General features: G+C 68.9%; 26 protein-coding genes. 18 read left to right on the forward strand and 8 right to left on the reverse strand.

What is annotated here, in order from left to right:
- Window positions 1–194 precede the first annotated feature (194 nt).
- Window positions 195–1,031, forward strand: coding sequence for a ParB N-terminal domain-containing protein (locus tag ODI_RS10455; RefSeq protein ID WP_067757027.1), 837 nt, complete (start codon window positions 195–197; stop codon window positions 1,029–1,031).
- 66 nt (window positions 1,032–1,097) lie between these two features.
- Here the strand turns inward: ODI_RS10455 and ODI_RS10460 are convergent, their stop codons facing one another.
- The 4 genes from ODI_RS10460 to ODI_RS10475 form a co-directional block, all read right to left on the reverse strand.
- Window positions 1,098–2,219 carry a 3-deoxy-7-phosphoheptulonate synthase gene (locus tag ODI_RS10460; protein ID WP_067757024.1) on the reverse strand — a complete coding sequence of 374 codons (1,122 nt, stop codon included), beginning with the start codon at window positions 2,217–2,219 and terminating at the stop codon, window positions 1,098–1,100.
- Window positions 2,220–2,305: 86 nt separating this feature from the next.
- Window positions 2,306–2,890, reverse strand: coding sequence for a restriction endonuclease (locus tag ODI_RS10465; protein WP_067757021.1), 585 nt, complete (start codon window positions 2,888–2,890; stop codon window positions 2,306–2,308).
- Entirely contained in the window at window positions 2,887–3,648 is a 762-nt protein-coding gene (locus ODI_RS10470; RefSeq protein WP_082985423.1) for a DUF502 domain-containing protein, read from the reverse strand. The genes ODI_RS10465 and ODI_RS10470 overlap by 4 nt, the downstream gene beginning before the upstream one ends.
- A 166-nt stretch (window positions 3,649–3,814) precedes the next feature.
- Window positions 3,815–4,966: a hypothetical protein gene (locus ODI_RS10475; RefSeq protein WP_067757018.1), complete on the reverse strand. Its 1,152-nt coding sequence runs from the start codon at window positions 4,964–4,966 to the stop codon at window positions 3,815–3,817.
- A 196-nt stretch (window positions 4,967–5,162) separates the two neighbouring features.
- On the opposite strand from ODI_RS10475, the gene ODI_RS10480 reads away from it, so the two are divergent.
- From ODI_RS10480 to ODI_RS10515, 8 genes are all read left to right on the forward strand, one after another.
- The gene (locus tag ODI_RS10480; RefSeq protein WP_082985422.1) at window positions 5,163–6,206 is read left to right on the forward strand and encodes a metal ABC transporter solute-binding protein, Zn/Mn family; all 1,044 of its coding nucleotides are present in this window, start codon (window positions 5,163–5,165) and stop codon (window positions 6,204–6,206) included.
- A gap of 5 nt (window positions 6,207–6,211) precedes the next feature.
- Window positions 6,212–7,051 (forward strand): metal ABC transporter ATP-binding protein, encoded by an 840-nt coding sequence (locus ODI_RS10485; RefSeq protein WP_098021002.1) that lies wholly within the window; start codon window positions 6,212–6,214, stop codon window positions 7,049–7,051.
- A gap of 4 nt (window positions 7,052–7,055) precedes the next feature.
- Window positions 7,056–8,255 (forward strand): metal ABC transporter permease, encoded by a 1,200-nt coding sequence (locus ODI_RS10490; RefSeq protein WP_067757012.1) that lies wholly within the window; start codon window positions 7,056–7,058, stop codon window positions 8,253–8,255.
- Complete coding sequence (locus ODI_RS10495; protein ID WP_197707141.1) at window positions 8,252–9,166, forward strand: metal ABC transporter permease; 915 nt, start codon at window positions 8,252–8,254, stop codon at window positions 9,164–9,166. Before ODI_RS10490 ends, ODI_RS10495 begins: the two co-directional genes overlap by 4 nt.
- A 240-nt stretch (window positions 9,167–9,406) precedes the next feature.
- Window positions 9,407–10,072 (forward strand): hypothetical protein, encoded by a 666-nt coding sequence (locus ODI_RS10500; RefSeq protein ID WP_197707142.1) that lies wholly within the window; start codon window positions 9,407–9,409, stop codon window positions 10,070–10,072.
- A 108-nt stretch (window positions 10,073–10,180) separates the two neighbouring features.
- On the forward strand, window positions 10,181–11,026 hold the full coding sequence (locus ODI_RS10505; RefSeq protein ID WP_067751046.1) for an HAD family hydrolase: 846 nt from the start codon (window positions 10,181–10,183) through the stop codon (window positions 11,024–11,026).
- A 4-nt stretch (window positions 11,027–11,030) separates the two neighbouring features.
- A complete protein-coding gene (tadA, locus tag ODI_RS10510) occupies window positions 11,031–11,573 on the forward strand; it encodes a tRNA adenosine(34) deaminase TadA (protein ID WP_074046774.1) in 543 nt (180 codons plus the stop codon).
- Window positions 11,574–11,662: 89 nt separating this feature from the next.
- Entirely contained in the window at window positions 11,663–12,649 is a 987-nt protein-coding gene (locus ODI_RS10515; RefSeq protein WP_231968255.1) for an LD-carboxypeptidase, read from the forward strand.
- A gap of 36 nt (window positions 12,650–12,685) precedes the next feature.
- On the opposite strand, the gene ODI_RS10520 is transcribed toward ODI_RS10515, so the two are convergent.
- A complete protein-coding gene (locus tag ODI_RS10520; RefSeq protein ID WP_067751043.1) occupies window positions 12,686–13,384 on the reverse strand; it encodes an enoyl-CoA hydratase-related protein in 699 nt (232 codons plus the stop codon).
- Window positions 13,385–13,562: 178 nt separating this feature from the next.
- Here ODI_RS10520 and ODI_RS10525 point away from each other — a divergent pair, with 178 nt between their 5' ends.
- Both ODI_RS10525 and ODI_RS10530 read left to right on the forward strand, forming a co-directional pair.
- Window positions 13,563–15,161: an ABC-F family ATPase gene (locus tag ODI_RS10525; RefSeq protein WP_067751040.1), complete on the forward strand. Its 1,599-nt coding sequence runs from the start codon at window positions 13,563–13,565 to the stop codon at window positions 15,159–15,161.
- Between the two features lie 86 nt (window positions 15,162–15,247).
- Complete coding sequence (locus tag ODI_RS10530) at window positions 15,248–15,838, forward strand: IMPACT family protein (protein ID WP_067751038.1); 591 nt, start codon at window positions 15,248–15,250, stop codon at window positions 15,836–15,838.
- Window positions 15,839–15,859: 21 nt separating this feature from the next.
- Here ODI_RS10530 and ODI_RS10535 read toward each other — a convergent pair whose 3' ends face one another.
- Both ODI_RS10535 and ODI_RS10540 read right to left on the reverse strand, forming a co-directional pair.
- On the reverse strand, window positions 15,860–16,474 hold the full coding sequence (locus ODI_RS10535) for an ABC transporter ATP-binding protein (RefSeq protein WP_067751064.1): 615 nt from the start codon (window positions 16,472–16,474) through the stop codon (window positions 15,860–15,862).
- 11 nt (window positions 16,475–16,485) lie between these two features.
- Window positions 16,486–17,778, reverse strand: a complete 1,293-nt coding sequence (locus ODI_RS10540) for an NCS2 family permease (protein ID WP_067751036.1) — start codon at window positions 17,776–17,778, stop codon at window positions 16,486–16,488.
- A 32-nt stretch (window positions 17,779–17,810) separates the two neighbouring features.
- Between ODI_RS10540 and tsaD the strand changes: the two genes are divergently transcribed.
- Complete coding sequence (gene tsaD, locus ODI_RS10545; RefSeq protein WP_067751033.1) at window positions 17,811–18,854, forward strand: tRNA (adenosine(37)-N6)-threonylcarbamoyltransferase complex transferase subunit TsaD; 1,044 nt, start codon at window positions 17,811–17,813, stop codon at window positions 18,852–18,854.
- Between the two features lie 30 nt (window positions 18,855–18,884).
- On the opposite strand, the gene plsY is transcribed toward tsaD, so the two are convergent.
- Entirely contained in the window at window positions 18,885–19,538 is a 654-nt protein-coding gene (gene plsY / locus ODI_RS10550) for a glycerol-3-phosphate 1-O-acyltransferase PlsY (protein WP_067751031.1), read from the reverse strand.
- A 153-nt stretch (window positions 19,539–19,691) separates the two neighbouring features.
- Between plsY and surE the strand changes: the two genes are divergently transcribed.
- From surE to ODI_RS10580, 6 genes are all read left to right on the forward strand, one after another.
- Window positions 19,692–20,438, forward strand: a complete 747-nt coding sequence (gene surE / locus ODI_RS10555; RefSeq protein ID WP_067751028.1) for a 5'/3'-nucleotidase SurE — start codon at window positions 19,692–19,694, stop codon at window positions 20,436–20,438.
- On the forward strand, window positions 20,435–21,271 hold the full coding sequence (locus ODI_RS10560; protein WP_082985203.1) for a protein-L-isoaspartate(D-aspartate) O-methyltransferase: 837 nt from the start codon (window positions 20,435–20,437) through the stop codon (window positions 21,269–21,271). Before surE ends, ODI_RS10560 begins: the two co-directional genes overlap by 4 nt.
- Before the next feature lie 17 nt (window positions 21,272–21,288).
- Window positions 21,289–22,182 carry a peptidoglycan DD-metalloendopeptidase family protein gene (locus ODI_RS10565; protein WP_067751027.1) on the forward strand — a complete coding sequence of 298 codons (894 nt, stop codon included), beginning with the start codon at window positions 21,289–21,291 and terminating at the stop codon, window positions 22,180–22,182.
- Window positions 22,179–22,952 carry a 3'-5' exonuclease gene (locus tag ODI_RS10570; RefSeq protein WP_067751024.1) on the forward strand — a complete coding sequence of 258 codons (774 nt, stop codon included), beginning with the start codon at window positions 22,179–22,181 and terminating at the stop codon, window positions 22,950–22,952. Before ODI_RS10565 ends, ODI_RS10570 begins: the two co-directional genes overlap by 4 nt.
- 122 nt (window positions 22,953–23,074) lie before the next feature.
- Window positions 23,075–23,647: a hypothetical protein gene (locus tag ODI_RS10575; RefSeq protein ID WP_067751022.1), complete on the forward strand. Its 573-nt coding sequence runs from the start codon at window positions 23,075–23,077 to the stop codon at window positions 23,645–23,647.
- 325 nt (window positions 23,648–23,972) lie between these two features.
- Window positions 23,973–24,740, forward strand: coding sequence for a TorF family putative porin (locus ODI_RS10580; protein WP_067751019.1), 768 nt, complete (start codon window positions 23,973–23,975; stop codon window positions 24,738–24,740).
- The last annotated feature ends 208 nt before the right edge of the window (window positions 24,741–24,948 follow it).

Genomic DNA, 24,948 nt, shown 5'->3' on the forward strand with positions numbered 1-24,948 from the left:
CTGCCCAGCCCGCGTGGCGGGGTGAGTCTGCTGCCGTCCCACTGAACGGGACAGCCGGCGCCATCTTAGCCGCGCGGGGCAATCGCGTCCGGGAAGTCCCTGCCCGCCAAGGGGTTAACAAAATGTTCGTGTCATCATTACGGGTTGGCCGGCACGCTGGTCTTCTTACTCATTGGTATTTCCCGGGCATTCCCATGACGACCATTCGAATCGACGAATCGCTGCGCAGCTACATCGACCCGCTCACCGAAGACGAATACGCCGCGCTCGAGCGCAGTCTGCTGGACGAGGGCTGCCGGGACGCGCTGGTGCTGTGGGGCGACCTGCTGGTCGATGGCCACAACCGCTACGGCATCTGCCAGAAGCATGGCATTGCGTTCCAGACCGTGCAGAACACGCGCTTCAAGAGCATGGAAGACGTGCACCTGTGGATGATCGACAACCACCTGGGCCGCCGCAGCGTGTCTGACTTCCAGCGCGGCGTGCTGGCCTTGCGCAAGAAGGAGATTCTTTCCGAGCGCGCGCGCGAGGAGCCTGCCGTTGACGCCGATGCGTCCGCGCCGCCTGCGGACCCGGGGCCGGCCTTCGATCCCTCGCCCGTCGCCAGCGCGCCCGCCATCAGCCGCGAGGCCCTGGCGCGTGCCGCGCGCATCAGCAGCAACACGCTTGGCCAGATCGAGAAAATCCGCAAGACCGCCGCGCCCGAGCTGGTCGACGCGGTGAAGTCGGGCGTCATCTCCATCAACGCCGCGGCGGCAGTGGCCAGCCTGCCGGGCGAGCAGCAGGTGGCGGCGGTGGCGGGCGGCAAGAAGGAACTGCGCCAGGCTGCGCGCCAGGTGCGGGAGTCGCGCCTGCCGCCCAAGCCCGCCCCGGAACCGCTGGAACTGCCGCCCGACGCCACGCCCGAGCAGATCGAGATCGCGCAGCTGAAACACCGCGTGGCCGAGCTGACCGACGAGCGTGACCAGTTGAAGAAGAAAGTGCAGCACCTGACCATTGCGCTGTCGGAGGCGCGGGGCGGCCAGGCCTGACGCGCTCGGCGCAATGCAAAACAGGACGCCGTGGCGTCCTGTTTTGCTTGGGAAGTCCAGCCCGTATCAGGCAGCCTTCCGCCGTTCACGGACCGCAGCGGCCAGGGTCTGCAGCACGGGCTCGGTCTGGGCCCAGCTCAGGCAGGCATCGGTGATCGACACGCCGTGCTTGAGCGGCTCGCCGGGCCGCTGGTCCTGGCGGCCTTCCTCCAGGTGGCTCTCGATCATCACGCCGACGATGCGGCGGTCGCCCGCCGACATCTGCGCGGCGATGTCATCGGCCACGTTCACCTGGCGCGCGTGCGACTTGTTGGAGTTCGCGTGCGAGCAATCGACCATGACCTGTTCGCGCAGGCCGGCCTTGGCCAGCACGGCACAGCAGGCGTCGATGCTGGCACGGTCGAAGTTGGGGCCCGACTTGCCGCCGCGCAGGATGACGTGCGTGTCGTCGTTGCCGCGCGTTTCGAAGATGGCCGCCATGCCCATCTTGGTCATGCCCATGAAGGCGTGCGGGGCCCGGGCGGCCACGATGGCGTCGGACGCCACCTGCACGCCGCCGTCGGTGCCGTTCTTGAAGCCGAGCGGCGTGCTCAGACCCGACGACAACTGCCGATGGCTCTGGCTTTCCGTGGTGCGCGCGCCGATGGCGCCCCAGGCGATCAGGTCGGCGATGTATTGCGGGCTCAGCAGGTCCAGGAACTCGGTGCCGGCAGGCAGGCCCAGTTCGCCGATTTCCAGCAGCAGTTCGCGCGCGCGGCGCAGGCCTTCGTTGATGCGGAAGCTGCCGTCCAGGCGCGGATCGTTGATGTAGCCCTTCCAGCCCACGGTCGTGCGCGGCTTCTCGAAGTAGACGCGCATGATCAGGACGAGGTCGTCGGACAGGGTCTGCGCGGCCTGCTTCAGGAGCCGCGCATAGTCCATGGCCTGGCCATGGTCGTGGATGGAGCAGGGCCCCACGACGACCACCAGCCGGTCATCCCGGCCATGCAACACGTCGGAGATCTCGGCGCGGCTGCGCTCGACCAGGGCCTGGACGTTGGCCGAGATGGGCAGCTCGTCCTGCAGCAGGGCGGGCGAGATCAGCGGACGCACGGCGCTGATGCGCACGTCGTCGATGCGGGTGGTGTCCAGGGTGGCGTCGGCCTGGCCGACCTCGCGGTCGTGCAAGGCATCGTCGATGCGGCTCACAGCAGTCTCCAGCAATAGGGGGAAGGGCGGGATGCGATTATCGCACCGGCAGCGCCGGGCATGCCGTCCCCGCCCAGGGGCAGGGCTCAGTGCGCCTGCGCGAACTTGGGCGCCAGCCGCGCCAGTTCAGGGCCCTGCAGCAGGTGGACCTGCTCCTGCTTGGCGTAGCGCGCCGCCTGTTCGCTGAGGTCGCCCATCGCGACATAGATGCACTCATGCGCCGCGTGGGCCTCGCGGGCCGCCACCAGCTCGCGCAACGCTTCCAGGCCGGTGCGCGACGCCTTCCAGCGGCGTGCGGCGACCACGGCACGGCGTCCGTTGCGGGTCAGGGCGAAATCGGCCCGTGGATCGCCGTTCAGGGTCTCGACCTGGCTGCCGTCACGCGTGAAGGCATCGGCCAGGGCTTGCGAGAACGTCTGCCAGCTCATGGCACGGGCGGCGTTCTCGATTTCCGCCACGCGCGCCTCGGACGGCCGTTGCAGCTGCTTGTAGAGCGCGATGCCGGCGATGATCACGAAGGGGAAAGCCGCGAAGGCGCCGAAGCCGAAGTATTGGGGCGGCAGCAGCGCGTTGGCGGCGATGACGATGGCCGCGGCGATGGCGGCGCTGATCCACCACGCCGAGCGCAGCAGGATCGCGAAGATGGAGTTCCTGGCCATGCGCAGCTTCATGCGCGGGGCTCCTGGGGCGGTTCCTGCCGGGCCACCGTGCTGGCGTCCTCGGCGTCGGCCTCGCCGTCGGCCGCGGCGGGCGGGGCCGCGGTGTCCGTCGCGGTGGCCGCCGCCGGCGGCACGACGGCCGCGGCAGCCGGCGTCTCGGCCGGCCCGGGACGCAGCGGATCGGTGCTGCGCGACATCCACGCGATCAGCGAGGAGCGCATCGCTTCCTCGACCGACATCGCGATGGGGTGCACCCAGCTGCGCGGCACGAACACGGTGTAGCCGCCGATCATGTAACCCATGGGCAGATAGACGGCCACCCGGTCGTCCTGCAGGAAGCCTTCGGGCAGGCCGTCCACGCCGTGGCGGGTGACCAGGCCCACCACCTCCAGCGGCTGGTCAGGCAGGCGCAGCAGCACCACCTGCTGGGCAGGGCCGTCCTGTTTGCCGCGCGGCGAGAAGTAATCGGCGAAGCTCTTCAGCGAGGAGTAGATGCTCTTGACCACGGGCACCGTGGTGAAGGGCATTTCCACATAGGTCATGACCTTCTGGACGCGCGCGCCCGAGAGCAGGGCACCCAGCGCGAAGATGCCCAGGATGCCGAGCACGAGGCCCATGCCAGGCACGTAGAAGCTGCCGATGAAGGGGCTGAGCAGGGTCATGGCGGTGGACTCGAGCCATGCCACCAGCAGGACCAGCAGGTAGACCGTGAGCGCCAGGGGCAGGATGGCGATCAGGCCGCGCAAGAAATATTTGGAAAAGCGCTTCATATTCATAGTGTTGGGAACTCCAGCGGCCCGCCAGCCGGACGATGGAGGCCGGCATCTGGCGCGGCCAGCGTCGCAGCATAGCAGCCGGAGATGGCCGCGTGGCGGTAGAGGCCCTGGCGGTTGCCGCCAGGGGGCCAGTCTCAGGGGCAGCGCCGGGGGAGGCCGCTCAAGGCAGCGCGAGGTCCGCGCTGCCGGGACGCACCCAGCGCGCGCATTCCCGCGTCGCATCGATGCAGCCGCCTTCGGCGTAGACGCCTTGCGGGTCGCGGATGCGCAGCATGCGCGCCAGGATGGCCTGCACGGCCTGGGGATCCTGCTGGGTCTGGTGCACGCGGCGATCCACCTCGTCGTCGTTCACGCGCAACTGGCCGCGGTCGTTCTCATAGGTGGCATCGCGCCAGTGGTAGATCTCGAGGCACTTGGACACCAGCGTGAAGGGCTGGTCGCGCTTCCAGAAATTCGTATAGCGGCCTTCGCCCACGTAGACCACCCACGACCCCTCGTAGCCTTCGGCATTGGCCGACGCTTCGTCCGGGTTGCGGAACCAGAGGCGGTCGCCGGGAACGTAATAGCGCGAGGGCAAGGGGGCCTGCAGCGAGCCGTACTCGCGCAGGAAGACGTCGTGGAAAAGGCCGGACATGATGGCGCGCTGCTCCCACTGGCGTTGCAGGCGGCGATAGAGCGGCGGATTGGTGTCTTGCAGCTCCTGGGCAATGCCCAGCAGCGTGACGTATTCGGTGGCGCGATAGCAAGAGAACGCATACAGCTTGCCGGTGGCGTCGGGCTGGGTGGCCTTGCGCAGCGCATCGATCAGGTCGGCGCCCGGGCGCAGCACGAAGCCGGTGGCCTCGGAATAGGTCCAGCAGTCTTCGGGGCGCTCGGCTGCCTCGGTGTCGAAGGCCAGCGCCGTCTTGCGGGCGGCCTGCACCGTGTAGCGCCGGATGCGGATGGCCGAGGCCAGTTCCGCCACGCTGGGATAGGCCAGCGGCACGGGCGCCAGCAGCAGGGCGAGCAGGATCTCGCGGTCCAGGTCGGCTTCGCGGGCGTGGGTGTCCAGTCCCAGGGCGTCCACCAGGCCGGTGGTGTCCAGGCCTGGCGCCCAGCGCGCCGTGGCGTCGGCCGACAAGACCAGACGCAGTACGCCGCCCGCCTCGTGGAGGATGTCGGTGCAGTCTTCGGTGGACAGCGCTGCCAGCAGCGCGCGGGCCTCGGCTTCGACGGCTTGCGGGTCGGCCCCGGCACCCATCTCGATGCGCACCCCGTAAGGCAGCAGGGCCGCCGGGCGCGTGACGGGGGAAGAGGGCGTGGACGGCGTCATGATTCGTGTCTCCGGGGCGGGGCCCGCCAGCGCCCGCAGCGCACGGGCGAGCCAGAGTAGCGCAACGTCTTGCGCCTCTCAAGCCCGTTGCGCGGCGTCATAGGCCTGCACGACACAAGGGCATTCCCTGTGATCAAACGCAAACCCTTATCATTAAGGTGATTTGACAACACGGATGGCAGGCATGATCAGGGGCATGGACGTATCGGCACACCCAGGCACGCAAACACGGGCAGGCGCGGCGACCGCCTTCGGCCGGCCGAGGCGGACAGGCCAGGCCTGGCTGGGCGCGCTGGCCGCGGTGCTGGCGGTACTGCTCCTCACGGCCCTGCCGGCGCGGGCGCAGCCCTCGGGCGAGCCGCTGGACGTCGTCGCCACCACCGGCATGCTGGGCGATGCGATCAAGGCCGTGGGCGGCGAACGGGTCAGCGTGACGACCCTGATGGGGCCGGGCGTCGACCCGCACACCTACCGCCAGACGCGCTCGGACATCGGCCGGCTGACGCGCGCCGACCTGGTGGTGTGGCACGGGCTGAACCTGGAAGCCCAGCTGGAAAAGCTCATGCACGACCTGGCCCGCCGCCAGCGTGTCGTGGCGTTGGCGGAAACCGCGCTGCCGCGCGCCGACCTGCTGGCCGACGAGGATTACCCCGATCGTTACGACCCTCACGTCTGGATGGATCCGTCCCTGTGGGAGCGGGTGGTCCAGGCCGCGCGCGACGCGCTGATCGACGCCGAGCCGGCCAGCCGGGCCGTCTTCGAGGCCAATGCGCGCGCCTACCAGCTGAAACTGGACGAGCTGGACGATTATTCGCGCAAGGTGCTGGAAAGCGTGCCGCCCAAGGGGCGCGTACTGGTGACCGCGCATGACGCCTTCCGCTATTTCGGCCGCGCCTATGGCTACGAAGTGCTGGGCATCCAGGGCATTTCCACGGAAAGCGAAGCCAGCCTGCACCAGGTCGAACGCCTGGTGGGCGAACTGGCCAAGCGCCAGATCGGCGCCATCTTCGTCGAATCGTCCGTGTCCGAGCGCAACGTGCGCGCCCTGATGGAAGGCGCGGCCGCCCGCGGCCACACGGTCAGGGTGGGCGGCGAGCTGTATTCCGACGCGATGGGCGCGCCGGATACGCCCGAAGGCACCTATCTGGGCATGATCGCCCACAACGTCTCGACCATCGCCTGCGCGCTGGGCGGCGACGCCGGCCAGCCTCCCGCGGGCGTGGCGCCTTGCAAGAAATGATCGGCATGCCCAGAGCCAAGCCTCCCGCGCCTTCCCGCGACGCCGGCGCGCCGCCGCCCGCGCTCTCGCTCAGCGGCCTCACCGTCAGCTATGACGGCAAGACCGTGCTGTTCTCCATCGACCACGTGGTGCCGGCCGGTGCCATGAGCGTCATCGTGGGACCCAACGGCGCGGGCAAGTCCACGCTGCTCAAGGCCGCGCTGGACATCATTCCGCGGGTATCGGGCGAGGTCAGCCTGTTCGGGCTGCCGTTCGCGGCCAATCGCCACCGGGTGGCTTATGTGCCCCAGCGCGCCAGCGTCGACTGGGAATTCCCCGCCACGGCCTTCGACGTCGTGGCCATGGGGCTTTACCGGCAGCTCAGCCCGTGGGGCTTCCTGCAGGCAGGCCACAAGGCGCGCATCGCCGCCTGCCTGGAGCAGGTGGGCATGCGCGAGTTCGCCGACCGCCAGATCGGGCGGCTGTCGGGTGGCCAGCAGCAACGCATCTTCCTGGCGCGCGCCCTGGTGCAGGACGCCGATCTCTATGTGCTGGACGAACCCTTCGCCGGTGTGGACGCCGCCACCGAACGCGCGCTGATCAGCGTGCTGCGCACGCTGAACCGTTCCGGCAAGACGGTGCTGTGCGTGCATCACGACCTGGCCACGGTGCCGGAATATTTCGACCACGTGCTGCTGCTGAACGTGCAGCGCGTGGCGGCCGGCCCGGTGCGCGAGGCCTTCACCGCCGACAACCTGCAGGACGCCTACGGCGGCCGCCTGGCGGGCGTGCAGATCGACCGGCTGGCCGAGGCGCACGACTCGGCGGCCGTGGCTGCAACCGACGCTTCCGCCCGACAGGACTGACACCATGCAGGCCTTCCTGTCCGCCTTGCTGATGCAGGCCGGCTACAACACCGCGTTGGTCACCCTGGGTGCCGCCTTGCTGGGCGCGGCCGGCGGCGCGGTGGGCGCCTTCGTGCTGTTGCGCCGCCGTTCGCTGGTCAGCGACGCCATGGGCCATGCCACGCTGCCGGGCCTGGCGCTGGCCTTCATCGTCATGGCGGTATGGACCGGCAATGGCCGCTGGATGCCAGGCCTGATGCTGGGCGCGGCCATTTCCGCCACGCTGGGCATGCTGGCGGTGGGCGCCATCGTCGGCCGCACCCGGCTGCGCGAGGATGCGGCCATCGGCGCCGTGCTGTCCGTGTTTTTCGGCGCTGGCGTCGTGCTGCTGACCGTCATCCAGGTCATGCGCACCGGCAGCCAGGCGGGCCTGGGCTCCTATCTGCTGGGGTCGGCCGCGGGCATGCTGCGCAGCGAGGCCGTGCTCATCGCCGTGATGGCGGCGGTCACGGCCCTGGCCATCTTCCTGCTGCGCCGGCGCTTTGCCCTGGTGGCGTTCGACGCCGACTATGCCGAGGTCTCGGGTGTGAACGTGCGCCGTGCGGATCTCGCCCTGTCGCTGGTGCTGCTGGCCGTCGTCGTCACCGGCCTGAAGGTCGTGGGGCTGGTGCTGAGCGTGGCGCTCACCATCATCCCGGCCGTTGCCGCGCGTTTCTGGACCGAGCGCGTGCACCGCATGGTGCCCATCGCCGCGGGCCTGGGCGCGGTGGGCGGCTACGTGGGTGCCGCGCTGTCTTCCACCGCGCGGGGCCTGCCGACGGGCTCGCTCATCGTGCTGACGCTGTTCAGCATCTTCGCCGTGTCGATGCTGCTGGCGCCCAGCCGTGGCCTGCTGGCCGTGGCCGTGCGCTATTACGCCTTTCGCCTGCGGGTGCACCGGCGCCAAGGCCTGCTGGCCATCGGGCGGGGCGAACCCATCTATGACGGCCTGACCTTGCGGGTGCTGCGCCGGGCCGGGCACATCCGGCGCGACGGCGTCGCCACGGAAGCGGGCGCCATCGCCGCCGCGCAGGCCGCGCGCGACGAGGCCTTGTGGATGCAATACCGGCGCGACAGCCCCGGCAGCGTCTCGGCAGGGCTGTACCAGCGCGTGCTGCCCATCCGCGAGGTGCTGCCGCCCGATACGCTGGCCGATCTCGAGCGCAAGCTGGAGGCGGCGCGATGATGCTGGCCGACTTCCTGGGCCTGAGCCTGACCCCCGCGCTCATCGGCCTCCTGGCCAGCGTGGTGTGCGCGCTGCTGGGCAATTTCCTGGTGCTGCGCCGGCAAAGCCTGATCGGCGATGCGGTCAGCCACGTCGTGCTGCCGGGGGTGGTGGGCGCGTTCCTGGTCACCGGCACGGTCAGCACCGGTCCCATGCTGGCGGGCGCGGCAATTGCCGCGGTGCTGGCGGTGGGGCTCATCGAGGCCATCCGCAAGCTGGGGCGCATCGAATCCGGCGCGGCCATGGGCGTGGTCTTCACGGCGCTGTTCGCCGCCGGCGTGCTGTGGCTGGAGCGCTCACGCGCCAGCGCCGTGCACCTGGACGTCGAGCACGTGCTGTACGGCAACCTGGAAAGCCTCATCTGGCTGGCCGCCATCGACTGGGGCGACCTGCTGGATCCCGCCGTGCTGGCCGAGCTGCCGGTGCAGTTGCCGCGCCTGGCCGTCGTGCTGCTGGTGGTGGCGCTGTTCCTGTTCCATCGCCGGCGCGAACTGGTGCTGGGCACCTTCGACGCCGATTTCGCCGCCAGCGTGGGCGCCAGGCCGGGCCTGACGGGCTTCCTGCTGCTGGTCATGGTGGCGGTCAGCGCGGTCGCGGCCTTCGAGGCGGTGGGGGCCATCCTGGTGGTCGCCATGTTCATCTGCCCGGCCGCGGCGGCCCGCCTCATGACGGACAAGCTGGGGGCGCAGATCGGCTGGAGCGTGGCGTTCGCGGCCCTCTCCTCGCTGGCGGGCTTTTTCCTGGCCGCCTACGGGCCGATGCTGTTCGGTTCGCCCGACAGCGTCAGCGCCGCCGGCATGATCGCGGTGATGTCGGGGCTGATCCTGGCCATTGCCTGCGTGGCGGGACCGCGGCGCCGCCGGCGCGCCTGAACGACGGTTGGCGCGCAAGCGCCTGTGACAATCGTCTCCAGATGGGGCACGCCCCCGCGGGCGCGGTAGGGATTGGAAAGAGTTCTTGCCAGACGTAAGCAGGCGGTGGCCGAGCCCCGGGCGGGGCCCGCATAATGGGTTTCCACCCAGCCCTGCGGCGGCCGGCGCGGTCTTTCGCGCAGGCAACGGCAAGGCTGGCGCAACAGCCCCGCCCACGATGGGTTGGATAGGAGATACGCCATGCGGAATACCCTCGACCAGATGCCCCAACGCAAGCCCGCGCGCCGCGGCTTCGCCTTGTGCGCCGCCGCGCTGCTGATCTCGGCCACGGCCGCCGGCCCGGCCCTGGCCGCCGATTCGGCGCGCCAACAGCAATACCAGCGCGACGTGGCTGCCTGCAACAGCGGCACCACCGGCCAGGATCGCGCCACCTGCCTGCGGGAAGCGGGCGCGGTGCGCACCGAGTCGCCCCGCCCGAACGTCCAGACGACGCCCGAACAGCGCCAGCAGAACGCCGTGCGCCGCTGCCAGAACCTGCCCGCGGCGGATCGCGCGTCCTGCGAGGCGACCATGAAGTCGCCTGACACCCAGGTCCACGGCAGCGTGCCGGGCGGCGGCGTCCTGCGCGAACGCACGATCACGGTGCCGGCGCCTGGCGCGGCCCCGGCCGCCGGCAATCCGCCGCCGGTCTATCACGCCCCGGGCACCTCGGCGCCTGCCACGGCGCCGGCGCCCATGCCGGTGCCGCCCGCCACCGGCAATAACCCGGCGCCCACGTACCAGACGCCGCCCCCGGCCTACCAATCGCCCCCGCCGGCTTACCAGCCGCCGGCCCCGCCCACCCAGGGCTACCAGACCCCCGCTCCCATGGGCACCCCCGGCGCGCCCGGCACCAACGTCCGTTGATCCCGGCCCCCGCGCACCCGGCGGTGCACGGGGGATGGCCCGCGCTACCCAGGCGGCGGGGCGGGCGCCCAGTACAATGGCGCCTTCCTTCCTGCCTGTGGCGCGCCCATGTCCGATGTCATTGCCCTGATCTTCGATTTCGACGACACGCTGGCGCCCGACAGCACCTCGGGTTTTCTCGACAGCATGGGCGTCGACACCGCGAGCTTCTGGAAAGACCAGGTCGACCCGCTGCTCGCCCAGGACTGGGATCCCGTCCCGGCCTATCTCCACCGCATGATCGAGCTCTCGCGCGAAGGCAGCCACGGCCGCATCACGCGCGAGCGCCTGCGTGCCTGGGGCCAGTCGCTGCCCCTGCATGACGGCGTGCCCACGCTGTTCTCGCGCCTGCGCCAGGCCGTACGCCAGGCGCATCCGCAGGTGCAGCTCGAGTTCTACCTGATCTCCAGCGGCATCGGCGACGTGGTGCGCGCCACGCCCATCGCGCACGAGTTCACCGAGATCTGGGCCTCCGAGTTCACCTACGACGACGCCGGCGGAATCGTCTTCCCGCGCCGCATCGTCAGCTTCACCGACAAGACCCGTTATCTCTTCCACATCCAGAAGGGCATCATCGGCCCGGCCTACGTGGGCAAACCTTTCGAGGTCAATCGCAAGGTGCCCGAAGACCGTCTGCGCATCCCGTTCGAGCAGATGATCTTCGTGGGCGACGGCTACACCGACATCCCGTGTTTCTCGGTCATCCGCCGCGCCGGTGGCTTCGCCTTCGGCGTGTGGGACCGCAAGCACCGCGACAAGCGCAGCCGGGCATGGGGCTTCATCGAGGATGGCCGCGTGTCGAACCTGAACCAGGCGCGCTACGACGACGATGCCGAGCTCTATCAATGGCTGGAAGAGGCAGTCACCAGCCTGGCCGGGCGCATCGCGCTGAAGTCGCGTGTGTACCGTGGCTGACACGCTGGTCCCGCAGGCCGCTGGCGCTGCCGCCACGCGGGCCGCCGACGAAGCCTGCATGGCCCTGGCGCTGCGCGCGGCGCAGCAGGCCTGGGATATCGGCGAAGTGCCGGTGGGCGCGGTGCTGGTCGATGCGCAGGGCGAGCTCGTGGCCACCGGCCACAACCGCGTCATCGTCGACAGCGATCCCACGGCCCACGCGGAGATCGTCGCGCTGCGCGCCGCCGCGCGGCAGGCCGGCAACTACCGGCTGCCCGGCGCCACCCTGTACGTCACGCTGGAGCCTTGCGCCATGTGCATGGGCGCCATGCTGCACGCGCGCCTGGCGCGCGTGGTCTACGGCGCCGCCGATCCCAAGACGGGCTGCTGCGGCAGCGTCCTGGACGTCGGGGGCGTGCGCCAGCTCAATCACCAGACCCGTTACGAAGGCGGCGTGCTGGAAGCGCGTTGCGGCGAGCTGCTGCGCGACTTCTTCCGCGAACGCCGCCGCAAGCCTTCCGCCCCCACGGCGCCCGCCGTGGACGACGACCAGGATATTTCTTCATGAGCAAAACCGAGAGCAAGGGCAGGGCCAAGCGCGCCGACAACTGCCCCAGCCACATCCATCCGACCCCGGCCGATTACCGCGGCATCTACATGATCTCGCCGTCTGGCGCCGTGCGTGAGCCAGCGGCCCTGGCGCTCGCGTGCGAGCGGCTGGGCGGGATGGGTTTTCGCACTGCCGTCGATCGCACCGCGTTGGCGGTGGACCAGCGCTTCGCCGGCACCGACGCGCAGCGCGCCGCCGCCTTCACGCGCGCCATCAAGCAGAAGCTGCCCATCGTCATGGCCACGCGCGGCGGCTATGGCCTGTCGCGCCTCTTGCACCTGCTGGATTGGCAGGCCATCGCGGACAGCGGCAAGCGTTTCGTGGGCCACAGCGATTTCACCGCCTTCAACCTGGCCCTGCTCGCGCAGACGGGCGCGGTCAGCTATACGGGGCCGTGCGCCTGCGCCGATTTCGGCGGCCGCAAGCTGGATGCGCTGACGCCGGACCTGTTCGCTGAGACGATGCGCGGCGAACTGGAGATCCTGAGCTTCGAGGCGCCCGGCGCCGACGCCGTGGACTGCCGCGGCGTGCTGTGGGGCGGCAACCTGGCCATCGTCGCCTCGCTGGTGGGCACGCCCTATCTTCCCAAGGTCCGGGGCGGCATCCTGGTGCTGGAAGACGTGGGCGAGCATCCCTACCGTGTGGAGCGCATGCTGACGCAACTGCTGCACGCGGGCATCCTGGCCAGGCAGAAGGCCATCGTGCTGGGCCGCTTCACCGACTACAAGCTGGCGCCGCACGATCAGGGTTACGACATGGACGCCGTCGTGGCGTGGCTGCGCGGCGTGGTGAAGGTGCCGGTGGTGACGGGCCTGCCTTATGGCCACGTGCCCACCAAGGCCACGCTGCCCATCGGCGCGAAAGTGGGTCTGGCGACGGAAGATGGCATGGCTTACCTGGTGCTGCATGAGCACCACCATGACCATGGGCAGGATCACGGCCACGCGCAGGACCACGCGGCACACGGCCACTGCGATGCCTGCGGCCATGACCATGGGCCGAGCCACGCGCCTGGCGAGGATCACGCCCACTGACGCCGGCCGGGGCAGGGCCCCGGCCTGTGCGGCCGCCTAGAACGCCCTGTCGGCGTTGCGGCCTGGCCCCAGGTCTTCCGCATCCGACAGCGTGCGCAGGAGGGCCTTGGTGGCCCTGACGGCCTGCGAACTCGCCATCACGAAGCTGCCCAGCAGGGCGTCGATGCGTGGATCCAGCTCCGCCGGATTGCACACGTCGTGCACGAAACCGATACGGCGGGCCTCTTCGGCGCCGAAGGCCTCTCCGGTCAGCAGCCAGCGCTGCGCCGCGCGCGGCATCATGGCCTTCACCACATAAGGCGCGGTCAAGGCAGGCATCAGGCCCAGGCGGGTCTCGGGTTGGCCGAAGGAGGCCGTGCGCGCGGCAATCGCGATGTCGCACGCCGCCGCCAGCCCCATGCCCACCCCGATGCACGCGCCGTGGATGCGGGCCAGCACCGGCTTCGGGCAGGCGTGGACGGTGCGCAACAACGTCTTCATGGCCTCCACGTCGTTCGGGTTCTCCGCCTCGGCGGGCGTGCCTGCGTGGAGCCAGGTCAGGTCGGCGCCCGCGCAAAAGGCGGAGCCGCGTCCGGCCAGCACGATGGCGCGGACGGTGTCGTCCTGGCTCAGGCCGGCGAAGGCCTGCACCAGTTCTTCAATCATCGGACCGTTCAGGGCGTTGCGCTGTTCGGCGCGATTCATCCAGACGGTCGCGGTACGGTGGCCAACCACGAGCTCCAGGGTCTTGAACATGGCCATTCTCCTTCTGCCGCCAATTCATGGGCCGGCAGAAGGGGGTATAGCACGCGGGCAGGTCCCGGATAGGGCCGAATAGGCACATCGGTTACACCAGTTGGGAGCGCGCAACGCCCGCGTTACACTGACGGCTTGGGCACGCCGCCCGTTACATGGATTTTCCTCTTTTACCATCGTGATCTCTACCGCCAATCTCACCATCCAGTTCGGTCCCAAACCCCTTTTCGAGAACGTCTCCGTCAAGTTCGGGGAGGGCAACCGCTATGGCCTGATCGGTGCCAACGGCTCGGGCAAGTCGACGTTCATGAAGATCATCGGCGGCGACCTGGAGTCCAGTTCGGGCAACGTTTCGCTGGAGCCGGGCGTGCGCCTGGGCAAGCTGCGCCAGGACCAGTTCGCCTACGAAGACATGCGGGTGCTGGACGTCGTCATGATGGGCCACACCGAAATGTGGGAAGCCATGGCGGAGCGCGATGCGATCTACGCGAACCCCGAGGCGTCCGAAGACGACTACATGAGGGCCGCCGACCTCGAGGCCAAGTTCGCCGAATACGACGGCTACACGGCCGAGGCCCGCGCCGGCGAACTGCTGCTGGGCCTGGAAATCCCGGTCGAGCAGCACCAACTGCCGATGCGCGAGATCGCGCCGGGCTGGAAGCTGCGCGTGCTGCTGGCGCAGGCGCTGTTCTCGAACCCCGACGTGCTGTTGCTGGACGAACCCACCAACAACCTGGACATCAACACCATCCGCTGGCTCGAGAACGTGCTCAACGGCTACCAGAGCACGATGATCATCATCAGCCACGACCGCCACTTCCTGAACGAAGTGTGCACGCACATGGCCGACCTGGACTATCGCGAACTGCGCGTCTATCCGGGCAACTACGACGACTACATGCTGGCCTCGACGCAGGCGCGCGAGCGTGTCACGGCGTCCAATGCCAAGGCCAAGGAACGCATCATCGAGCTGCAGGACTTCGTGCGCCGCTTCTCGGCCAACAAGTCCAAGGCCCGCCAGGCCACCTCGCGCCTGAAGCAGATCGACCGCATCAAGGCCGAGGCCGTCGAGGTCAAGCCGTCCTCGCGCCAGAACCCCTTCATCCGCTTCGAGCAGAACAAGGTCATGCACCGCCAGGCGGTCCACGTCGAAGCCATCTCGAAGGCCTACGACCGCCCCATCATCACCAACTTCTCGGCCATGGTCGAGGCCGGTGAGAAGATCGCCATCATCGGCGCCAACGGCGTCGGCAAGACCACGCTGCTGCGCCTGCTGGCCGGCGACCTGGCGCCCGACCGCGGCGAGGTGAAGTGGTCCGAGAACGCGGACAAGGGCTACATGGCCCAGGACGTTTCCGACCAGTTCAATTCCGACGACAACCTGTTCGACTGGATGACCGCGTACCGCCAGCCGGGCGACGACGACCAGGCCATGCGCTCGGTGCTGGGCCGCCTGCTGTTCTCCAGCGACGACATCTCGAAGGCCGTGCGCGTGCTGTCCGGCGGCGAGAAGAACCGCATGAGCTTCGGCCGCCTGATGCTGGGCCGCCACAACGTCCTGCTGATGGACGAGCCGACCAACCACCTGGACATGGAATCGATCGAGTCGCTGCAATTCGCGCTTGAGAAATTCGAAGGCACGCTCGTCTTCGTGTCGCATGACCGCGAGTTCGTCTCGGGCCTGGCCACGCGCATCTTCGAAGTGGCGGGCGATGGCAAGGTCGTGGATTACCGCGGCAACTACGAAGAGTTCCTGGCTTCGCGCGAGCAGGGCTGATCGTTGTTCGCGCCTGCCGTGCCATCCGTCAGGCAGCCGGACCGGCACCGCGGCAAGCCTGAGGCTTGCCGTGCCGCGCATTGCGCATGACCGACAGAATCACCCTGGCAGCCCCCCACGCGCTGCAGGAAGACATCCGCAAGAGCCGGTTCCTGGTCTGGGCCGCGCCCATCGAGAGCGTGGAGGAGGCCATGGCCTTCTTCGCGCAGCATGGCGACCCCGGCGCCACCCACAACTGCTGGGCCTACCGCCTGGGGCAGCAATACCGCTACAACGACGATGGCGAGCCCACGGGCACGGCCGGCAAGCCCATCCTGCTTGCCATCGATGGCCAGGGCCTGGACGGCGTGGCGGTGCTGGTGGTGCGCTGGTTCGGCGGCATCAAGCTGGGCGCGGGCGGCCTGATGCGCGCCTATGGCGGCTGCGCGGCGCAATGCCTGCGCGCCGCGCCGAAGATCACGCAGGTGGCGCTGGCGCGCGCCCGCTGCCATTGTGATTACGCCGACCTGGCCCGTTTCAAGGCCCGCATGGCGCAGGCCGGTGCCAGGATCGACCAGGAGGACTTCACCGCCGAGGGCGCGTGGCTGACGCTGGCCGTGCCGCTGGATGGCCTGGCCGCCGCCGAGGCGCTGGCGACGGACCTGACGCGGGGGAAGGGCGGCTGGGAGGTGTTGTAGAGACGGCTCGCCGCCACATCGCTATCGCAGCGATCCCACCTCGACCGCCTTCGCCCCGCAGGCCCGCACCAGGTCGGGGTCATGGCTGGCGAACAGCACGACCCGGTCCTGCCCCCACCGCCTGAAGACCTCGGCCAGCACGCTGCGCCCCTGCGCATCCAGGCCATTGCTGGGGCCGTCCGCGACGACCACGGCCGGATCGCCCAGTACGGCGGCCGTCAGGAAGACCTTGCGGCGCGTGCCCGTGGACATCTGCTCGAAACGCTTGTCCAGGTGCGGCGCCAGGCCCAGCGCGTCCGCCAGCCCCAGCACGGCATCATCCAGGGCGACCTGCTTCGCGGCAGCGGCCTGGACCAGCATGTCACGTCCCGTCTGCGTGGGCGCCACCAGGCAGTTGTCGGGCACGTAGGCCAGGCGATCCAGCGCCTGTTGCGGCGCCTGGCGCAGGGAGTGTCCATCGATCCATACGTCGCCGGCGTCCGGTTTGAGGACACCCGCGATGATCTCCAGCAGGCTGGTTTTGCCTGTGCTTTCTTCCTCGCACAGCGCCACGCAGCCGGGGCCGAACGTGTGCGTCAGCCCTTCGAAGACGACATGGTCGCCATGGCGCCTGCCCAGGTTTTCCAGCCGCAGCATGCCTGCGCCCGTCATTCGGGGAAGAAGGCGTAGCGGATCACGAACAGCGCGGCCACCAGCCACATCGCCGGATGCACCTCCCTGGCCTTGCCGGTCGCGGCCTTCAGCACCACGTAGCTGATGAAGCCGAAAGCCAGGCCGTTGGCGATCGAATAGGTGAAGGGCATGACCAGCGCGGTCAGCGCGGCTGGCGTGGCTTCCGTCACGTCGTGCCAGTCGATGTCGATCAGCTCGCGCATCATGAGGCCGGCCACGTAGAGCAGCGCGGGCGCCGTGGCATAGGCCGGCACCGAGCCCGCCAGCGGCGAGATGAACAGGGCGGCCAGGAAGAGGCCGGCCACCACCAGGGCGGTCATGCCGGTACGCCCGCCCGCCTGCACGCCCGAAGCGCTTTCCACGAAGGCGGTGGTGCTGCTGGTGCCCAGCATCGAGCCCGCGACGATGGCGGTGCTGTCGGCCATCAGCGGGCGGCCCAGGCGCTGGGCCTCGCCGTCACGAACCAGGCCCGCGCGGCGCGCCACGCCAATCAGCGTGCCCGTGGCGTCGAACACTTCCACCAGCACGAACACCAGGATCACGTGCAGGAAACCCGTCTGCAGCACGCCCATGATGTCCAGCTGCATGAAGGTGGGCATGATGCTGGGCGGCGGCGCGAACACCCCCTTGAAGGTGTTGAAGCCCAGCAGCATGGACAGCGCCGTGACTGCCAGGATGCCGATCAGGATGGCGCCGCGCACGCGCAGGGCGTCCAGCGCGGCAATGATGAAGAAGCCCAGGATGGCGAACAACGGACCCGGTTCGCGCAGGTCGCCCAGCGTGACCTTGGTGGCGGGGTGGTCCACCACGATGCCGGCGTTGCTGAGCGCGATGATGGCCAGGAACAGCCCGATGCCCGCGGCAATGGCGCTGCGCAGCGATTTCGGGATGCCCTGGATCAGCCACGTGCGCACCTGCGTGACGGTCAGGATCAGGAAGATGACGCCCGAGATGAACACGGCCCCCAGCGCCTGTTGCCAGGAATAGCCCATGGTGCCGACCACCGTGAAGGCGAAGAAGGCGTTCAGTCCCATGCCCGGCGCCATGCCGATGGGCCAGTTGGCCAGCAGCGCCATGATCAGCGAACCCAGCGCCGCGGCCAGGCAGGTGGCGACGAACACCGCGTCGCGGTCCATGCCCGTGCTCGACAGGATGTCCGGGTTGACGAAGATGATGTAGGACATCGTGAGGAAGGTCGTCAGCCCGGCGACGGCCTCGGTGCGCGGCGTCGTGTTGTGATCGCGCAGTTTGAACAGCTTCTCGAACATGGGGGTTCCCCGCGAAAGGTAAAATTCCGGCCATGATTATTCTAGGTTTTGAAAGTTCTTGCGACGAAACCGGCGTGGCGGCGGTCTGTACCGAGCGCGGCCTGTTGTCGCACGCCCTCCACACCCAGGTCGCCATGCATGCCGATTTCGGCGGCGTGGTGCCGGAACTGGCCTCGCGCGACCACATCCGGCGGGTGTTGCCGCTGGCGCGCGAAGTGCTGGCCGAGGCCGGCCTGACGCTGGACGACGTCGGCGCCGTGGCCTATACGGCCGGGCCGGGCCTGGCTGGCGCGCTGCTGGTGGGGGCAAGCTTCGCCCAGTCGCTGGCCTGGGCCCGCGGGCTGCCGGCCATTCCCATCCATCACCTGGAGGGCCACCTGCTGTCGCCCCTGCTGGCGCAGCCCGCCCCGGCGTTTCCCTTCATCGCCTTGCTGGTCTCGGGCGGGCACACCCAGCTGATGCGGGTGGACGGGGTGGGGCGCTATGAACTGCTGGGCGAAACCCTGGACGACGCGGCGGGCGAAGCCTTCGACAAGACCGCCAAGCTGCTGGGCCTGGGCTATCCGGGCGGGCCCGCACTGGCCGCGCTGGCCAACCACGGCGACGCGTCGCGCCACAGCCTGCCCAGGCCCATGTTGCACAGCGGCAACCTCGATTTCAGCTTCAGCGGCCTGAAGACCGCAGTGTTGACGCGCCTGAAGACGGCGCGCGAGCAGGGCGGCGACACGCCGGCGCTGGCGGCCGACCTGGCCGCCGCCACGCAGGACGCCATCGTCGACGTGCTGGTGGCCAAGGCAGCCCAGGCGCTGAAACGCACGGGACTCAAGCGCATCGTGGTGGCGGGCGGGGTGGGCGCGAACCTGAAGCTGCGCGAGCGCCTGGCGCTGGCCTTGCGCCCGCTGAAGGCCGAGGCCTTCTTCCCGCCGCTGTCGCTGTGCACCGACAACGGCGCCATGATCGCGTTCGCGGCCGCGCAGCGGGTCAACGCCGGCTTGTTCGATCCCAAGGCACCGCAGGCGACCGAGCATGCGTTCTCGGTGCGGCCGCGCTGGGACCTGGCCGAGATATCCGCCTGACCTGCCCGGGCCGACGGGACCGCGGGGCGATCAGCCCTGCGGATCCTTCTTCTTTCCGCCGATACGTCCTTCCGTTCCGTCCATCAGGCGCGAGATATTCCCGCGGTGGCGCCAGATCAGCAGCAGGCCGATGACGGCGATGGCAGCCGCCACGGGCCGCGCTGCGTACCAGACGATGCCCGAGCCGAACAGGTAATACACCGGTGCAAACAGCGCGGCCACCAGTGCGGCCAGCGAGGAGTAGCGGAAGCACACGGCCACCACCAGCCAGGTCAGTGCCGTGGCCAGCGCCAGCCAGGGCTGGATGGCCAGCAGCACGCCCAGCGCGGTGGCGACACCCTTGCCGCCCTTGAAACGCAGGAACACCGGATACAGGTGGCCCAGGAAGACGGCCAGTGCCGTGAGCGCCAGCGCCACCGAGCCCAGGCCGTGGGCCGGCCCCCAGGTTTCCACCGCCCAGACCGCCAGCCAGCCCTTTGCCGCGTCGCCCACCAGGGTGAGGGCGGCTGCCAGCTTGTTGCCCGTGCGCAACACGTTCGTGGCGCCGGGGTTGCCGGAGCCATAGCTGCGCGGATCCTGCAGCCCCATCAGGCGGCTGACGACCACGGCGAAGGGGACGGACCCCACCAGGTAGGCGGCGGCGAGAACCAGCAGAAGCAGGGGCAGGGTATCGGTGGTGGTCATGGAAATGGCGGGGGATGCGAAGTGGTCGCATTCTACCGTCGTTGTTTGGCGCTTTGGGGCGTGGCGGGAAAGGTACAATCTGCCGCGTTCGGTCACGTTTTTTTGCCGGCGCGCCCTCTGTGCAGGAGGGCGGCGCCGTTTCCTGGACGACGCATGCATATTCTGGTTTCCAACGACGACGGATACACCGCGCCTGGCCTGCAGGCCCTGGCGGACGCCCTGCGCGACCTGGGCGAGATCACGGTGGTGGCGCCGGAAACCAATCACAGCGGCGCGTCCAACTCGCTCACCCTGAATCGCCCGCTGGCCGTGCGCACCGCCGCCAACGGCTTCATCTATGTGAACGGCACGCCATCCGACTGCGTGCACGTCGCGCTCACGGGCATCCTCGAGCACCGGCCCGACCTGATCGTCTCGGGCATCAACAACGGCGCCAACATGGGCGACGACACGCTTTATTCGGGCACAGTCGCCGCAGCCACGGAAGGCTATCTCTTCGGCATTCCCGCCATCGCCTTTTCGCAGGTCAACAAGGGCTGGCAGCACATCGACGCCGCCGCGGCCGTCGCGCGCCGGGTGGTCGAGCGCCAGTTGGCCAGTCCGCTGGCCGCGCCCATCCTGCTGAACGTCAACATCCCCAACCTGCCCATCGAAGACATGGGTGACATCCGCGTCACCCGGCTGGGCAAGCGCCATCCCTCCGAGCCGGTCGTGCGCATGACCAGCCCCTATGGCGAGACGGTCTACTGGATCGGTCCGGTGGGCAATGCCCTGGATGCCACGCCGGGCACCGATTTCCATGCCACCGCCGAGGGCGCGGTGTCCATCACGCCGCTGCGCCTGGACCTGACGCATCACGAACAGCTGGCCGAGGTGCGCGGCTGGGCAGGGCCGCTATGAGCAACAAGCGTTCCCCCGATCCATCGTTCTGGAGCAAGCCGGGCATCGGCATCGGCCCGCGCAATGCGCCGGTGGCCAGCCCCGCGCGCGGCATCACGACCAGCAACAGCAACACCCGCATCCTGGCGCCGGCCACGGGTCGTCCCGCGGCCGTGCCGCCTTCGGTGTCGGTGCAGGGCATGCCCGGCAACCTGGGCCTGAATTCCGACCGCATGCGCGCGGCCATGGTCCAGCGCCTGCGCCAGCAAGGCATTGCCGACGAGCGTGTGCTGAACGCCATGATGGCCGTGCCGCGCCATCATTTCGTCGACGAGGCGCTGGCCAGCCGTGCCTACGAAGACGCGGCGCTGCCCATCGGCTTCGGCCAGACGATCTCCCAGCCGTGGGTCGTGGCCCACATGATCAGCGCGGTCCTGCGCGACCGCGCGCCGCAGCGCGTGCTGGAGGTCGGCGCGGGTTGCGGCTACCAGGCCGCCGTGCTGGCCCAGCTGATACGCGAGGTCTATGCCATCGAGCGCGTGCGCGGGCTCTATGACGGCACGCGCGACCGCCTGCGCCGGCTGCGTCTGCACCGGGTAAAACTCTCTTTTGGAGACGGCATGGCGGGCGTGCCCGGGGCCGCGCCGTTCGATGCTATCGTTGTGGCGGCCGCAGGCATCGAAATTCCCAGGGCGCTGTTGGAACAACTGGCCGTGGGCGGCCGTCTCATCGCGCCCGAAGGCACGGTGCAACAACGCCTGGTGCTGATAGAACGGACGGACGTTTCCACCTGGAAACGCACGGAATTGGAAGCCGTCAGATTCGTGCCCCTGCGGGCCGGAATACAATCATGAGCAAACAGGAGAATCGTATGCTCGTCGGGCAGTCTCAACTGACCGGATCCTTGGTTTCCCGTGGCGCGGCCCTGTCTGGCCGCCCCGGTCTGCTGGCCTTGATGGCCGGCGTGATGCTGCTTGCAGGCTGCGCCTCGCAGCAACGCGCGCCCGTGGTGGACATCACCAAGCAGCAGGCCCCCACGGAAACGCAGGCCCCGCCCTCATCGGGCGCCACCTATGTGGTCAAGCCGCGCGACACGCTCAACCAGATCGCGCGCAACAACAATGTCAGCGTCGACGACCTGGCCCGCTGGAACAACATCGCCGACCGCAATCACCTGCGCATCGGCCAGGTGCTGCAACTGTCCAGCGGCGGCTCGGCGCCTCGGCCCGGCACGGGCGCCACGCAGGTCGGCGCGGCGTCCACCGCGCCGGGCAAGATCGAAAGCCGCCCGCTCGAGCCCGTGGGCGAGGCGCCTGCCGCCACGGAGCAGCCGGCGCAGCCGGCCACGGCCACGCCTGCGTCCGAACCCGCCAAGCCTGCGCCGCGCGCGGCGGATGCCTCGCTCGTCAACTGGGCCTGGCCCGCATCGGGCCAGATCATCCAGAACTTCAGCGCCACCACCAAGGGCATCGACATCGCCGGCAAGCCGGGCGACCCGGTCACGGCGGCCGCCGACGGCAAGGTCATGTACAGCGGCAATGGCGTGCGCGGCCTGGGTGAGCTGATCATCATCAATCACCAGAACGGCTTCATCACCGCGTATGCGCACAACCGCTCGCTGCTGGTCAAGAGCGGCCAGGATGTGAAGCGCGGCGCCAAGATCGCCGAAATGGGCCAGACCGACACCACCTCGCCGCGCCTGCACTTCGAAGTGCGCCGCCAGGGCACGCCGGTCGACCCGCTGCGCTACCTGCCGCCGCGATGACCCCGACGCTGGTCTTCGACCTGGAGACGCTGCCCGACGTCGAAGGGCTGCGCAAGCTGCACGACTGGGGCGACGACGTCCCTGACCTGGAGGTTGCCGAACGCGCCTTCGCGGCGCGCCGCGAAGCCACGGGCAGCGACTTCCTGCCGCTGCACCTGCAGAAGATCGCCGTCATCGGTTGCGTCTTCCGCGACGACCAGGGCTTTCGCGTGCGCACGCTGGGCCAGCCCGGCGATCCCGAATCCACGCTGATCTCGGGTTTCTTCAAGACCATCGAGCGCTACACGCCGCGGCTGGTCAGCTGGAACGGGTCGGGCTTCGACCTGCCCGTGCTGCACTACCGCAGCCTCATCCACGGCGTGCCCGCGCCCCGGTATTGGGACACGGGCGATGACGACCGGGACTTCCGCTACAACAACTACATCTCGCGCTATCACAACCGGCACATCGACCTGATGGACCTGCTGGCCAAGTACAACGGCCGCGCCAATGCGCCGCTGGACCAGCTGGCCAAGCTCTGCGGCTTCCCCGGCAAGCTGGGCATGGACGGCAGCCAGGTCTGGCCGGCATGGAACGATGGCCGCGCCGACGAGGTGCGAGCCTACTGCGAGACCGACGTCGTCAACACCTGGCTGGTGTATTGCCGCTTCCGCTTCCTGCGCGGCGAACTCGACCAGCAGGCCTATGACGCCGAGATCGCGCTGGTGCGCGATACGCTGGCCGCCAGCGATGCGCCGCACTGGAAGGAATACCTGGCCGCCTGGGCATGAAGGCGCCAGACAGCGCGGGGCAGGGCGTAATCGCCTGAAGCATTCTCGCTTTTCGCGTAATCCAAGCGAAATCGCCCCGCGCCCACAATGCGTTCACGTCCTAACACACAAGGAGTGACGCCATGAACCGATCCGCAACCCTCGCTGGCCTGACCCTGGCCGTGGCCGCCGCGTTCTCCGGCTCGGCCTTGGCCGCGACCGATGCTGCCCCCGCCACGCAAACCAAAGCCACGTCGGCCGAGGCATCGCGCCATGATGGCAAGGCAGGCAAACCCGGCAAGGAAGGCCGCCACCACGCTGGCAAGCAGCACCGCGACGCCGCCTGGATTCCTGGCCTGGGCCCGGTGCCCAAGCCCGTCCTGGATGGCTTGGCGCTGAACGATGCGCAACAGAAGCATCTGACCGAGGCGCGTGATGCCCAGCGCACCTTGCACCAGGCCATGCGCGAAGACCGCCAGGCCGGCCGTGCCACACTGGATGCGCAACTGCAGGCCGGCAAGCTCGATCCGCGTGCGCTGGTCCAGGCGCGCGAGTCGCAGCGCGACAAGTTCCGCGCGCAGGCCGAAGGCGTCCAGAAGCAGTGGCTTGCCCTCTGGGACAGCCTGGATGCCACGCAGCAAGGCAAGGTGACCGAGTTCGTGAAGCAGCGCCACGCCGAGCACGGCAAGCGCCGCGCGCCCGCCAACCAGGGCTGATGCCCGACTGATTGCCGGCAATTCCGCCGGATCCCGCTTGTCCCGTCTGGGCGGCGCACCGAAGCATTGCGGTGCGCCGCCCTGTTGTTTTCCCCATTTTGAAGCGTGCAGCCGCGTGCGCGCCAGCGCTGCGCACCACGGTGGTGCTGGAACCCTGGCGTGTCAGGTCGGCGCAGAGTATTACCAGCGATGACAGACCCTGCGTTCCAGGTTGGCACGAAACGTGCTTAAGCAAAGTTGAACCCCATCACACCGGCAGATCCGCCGGTAGCGGGCGGGGCGGAAAACTCCCTTTTGCCTTTTCCCTGCCATCCAGGAACCCATCATGAAGAAGACGCTGCTTGCCTCCTCGCTCACCGCCGTTCTGGCCGCGGGTTTTGCTGCGCCCAGCCTTGCCGAGACCGACCTGGGCTCGGGCTTCAGCTTGACCGGCAACGCAACGATTGCCAATGACTACCGTTTCCGTGGCTATTCGCAGACCAATTTCCGTCCCGCCGTGCAGGCCGGTTTCGACATCGCCCACACCTCGGGTTTCTATGTCGGCAACTGGAACTCCAACGTCGCCGACAACGTGTTCAATGAAGCCAACCTGGAAATGGACTTCTACGGCGGCTGGCGCGGCGAACTGGGCGGCGGGCTGGGGCTGGACGTCGGCGTGCTGCAGTACTGGTACCCCGGCTCGGACACCACGCCCATCGATGGCAAGGGCGGCAACTTCAAGAACACCGACCTGTACGTGGGCTTCAGCTACGACGTCTTCAGCCTGAAGTATTCCTACACCCCCACCGACTTCTTCAACACGCCTGACAGCAAGGGCACCTGGTACCTGGATGCCGCCGCCAACTTCGACCTGGGCAACGGCTGGGGCCTGGGTGCGCACGTGGGCTACCAGAAGCTCAAGAACCAGGTCGACATGAACGGCGATAGCATCGGCCACTACGTGGACTACAAGCTGGGCGTCACCAAGGACCTGAACGGCTGGGTGGTGGGCCTGGCTGCCGTGGGCGCCACCGACGACAACTGGTTGCCGACCAAGAAGGGCAAGGAGTCGGGCCGCCTGGGCGCCGTGCTCTCGGTCTCGCGCGCCTTCTAGGCGCACAAGGTTTCACCTCGCCTCCAGGCGATAGCCCGGTGGGGGAAGGGCCGGTAGGGGTGCCGGTTTTTCCTTCCACCAGGCGGAGCGGGCTGTCTTCGGGCAGCCCGCTTTTTTTTGTTGCCGGGCCGTCCCAAGCCAAAAAGCGGCCCCCTCGGGGGGCAGCAAGCCGAAGGCGCGGCGTGGGGTTTTTGTCGCCGGGCCGCGA

The sequence above is a fragment of the Orrella dioscoreae genome (assembly GCF_900089455.2).
Lineage (GTDB): Bacteria > Pseudomonadota > Gammaproteobacteria > Burkholderiales > Burkholderiaceae_B > Orrella > Orrella dioscoreae.

Bases quoted from the DNA above. Each gene is read 5' to 3' on its own strand.
- ODI_RS10455 (WP_067757027.1), top strand. From the start codon at position 195: ATGACGACCATTCGAATCGACGAATCGCTGCGCAGCTACATCGACCCG.
- ODI_RS10465 (WP_067757021.1), bottom strand. From the start codon at position 2,890: ATGAAGCTGCGCATGGCCAGGAACTCCATCTTCGCGATCCTGCTGCGC.
- ODI_RS10470 (WP_082985423.1), bottom strand. From the start codon at position 3,648: ATGAAGCGCTTTTCCAAATATTTCTTGCGCGGCCTGATCGCCATCCTG.
- ODI_RS10475 (WP_067757018.1), bottom strand. From the start codon at position 4,966: ATGACGCCGTCCACGCCCTCTTCCCCCGTCACGCGCCCGGCGGCCCTG.
- ODI_RS10480 (WP_082985422.1), top strand. From the start codon at position 5,163: ATGGACGTATCGGCACACCCAGGCACGCAAACACGGGCAGGCGCGGCG.
- ODI_RS10485 (WP_098021002.1), top strand. From the start codon at position 6,212: ATGCCCAGAGCCAAGCCTCCCGCGCCTTCCCGCGACGCCGGCGCGCCG.
- ODI_RS10490 (WP_067757012.1), top strand. From the start codon at position 7,056: ATGCAGGCCTTCCTGTCCGCCTTGCTGATGCAGGCCGGCTACAACACC.
- ODI_RS10495 (WP_197707141.1), top strand. From the start codon at position 8,252: ATGATGCTGGCCGACTTCCTGGGCCTGAGCCTGACCCCCGCGCTCATC.
- ODI_RS10500 (WP_197707142.1), top strand. From the start codon at position 9,407: ATGCGGAATACCCTCGACCAGATGCCCCAACGCAAGCCCGCGCGCCGC.
- ODI_RS10505 (WP_067751046.1), top strand. From the start codon at position 10,181: ATGTCCGATGTCATTGCCCTGATCTTCGATTTCGACGACACGCTGGCG.
- ODI_RS10515 (WP_231968255.1), top strand. From the start codon at position 11,663: ATGATCTCGCCGTCTGGCGCCGTGCGTGAGCCAGCGGCCCTGGCGCTC.
- ODI_RS10520 (WP_067751043.1), bottom strand. From the start codon at position 13,384: ATGTTCAAGACCCTGGAGCTCGTGGTTGGCCACCGTACCGCGACCGTC.
- ODI_RS10530 (WP_067751038.1), top strand. From the start codon at position 15,248: ATGACCGACAGAATCACCCTGGCAGCCCCCCACGCGCTGCAGGAAGAC.
- ODI_RS10535 (WP_067751064.1), bottom strand. From the start codon at position 16,474: ATGCTGCGGCTGGAAAACCTGGGCAGGCGCCATGGCGACCATGTCGTC.
- ODI_RS10540 (WP_067751036.1), bottom strand. From the start codon at position 17,778: ATGTTCGAGAAGCTGTTCAAACTGCGCGATCACAACACGACGCCGCGC.
- tsaD (WP_067751033.1), top strand. From the start codon at position 17,811: ATGATTATTCTAGGTTTTGAAAGTTCTTGCGACGAAACCGGCGTGGCG.
- plsY (WP_067751031.1), bottom strand. From the start codon at position 19,538: ATGACCACCACCGATACCCTGCCCCTGCTTCTGCTGGTTCTCGCCGCC.
- surE (WP_067751028.1), top strand. From the start codon at position 19,692: ATGCATATTCTGGTTTCCAACGACGACGGATACACCGCGCCTGGCCTG.
- ODI_RS10560 (WP_082985203.1), top strand. From the start codon at position 20,435: ATGAGCAACAAGCGTTCCCCCGATCCATCGTTCTGGAGCAAGCCGGGC.
- ODI_RS10565 (WP_067751027.1), top strand. From the start codon at position 21,289: ATGCTCGTCGGGCAGTCTCAACTGACCGGATCCTTGGTTTCCCGTGGC.
- ODI_RS10570 (WP_067751024.1), top strand. From the start codon at position 22,179: ATGACCCCGACGCTGGTCTTCGACCTGGAGACGCTGCCCGACGTCGAA.
- ODI_RS10575 (WP_067751022.1), top strand. From the start codon at position 23,075: ATGAACCGATCCGCAACCCTCGCTGGCCTGACCCTGGCCGTGGCCGCC.
- ODI_RS10580 (WP_067751019.1), top strand. From the start codon at position 23,973: ATGAAGAAGACGCTGCTTGCCTCCTCGCTCACCGCCGTTCTGGCCGCG.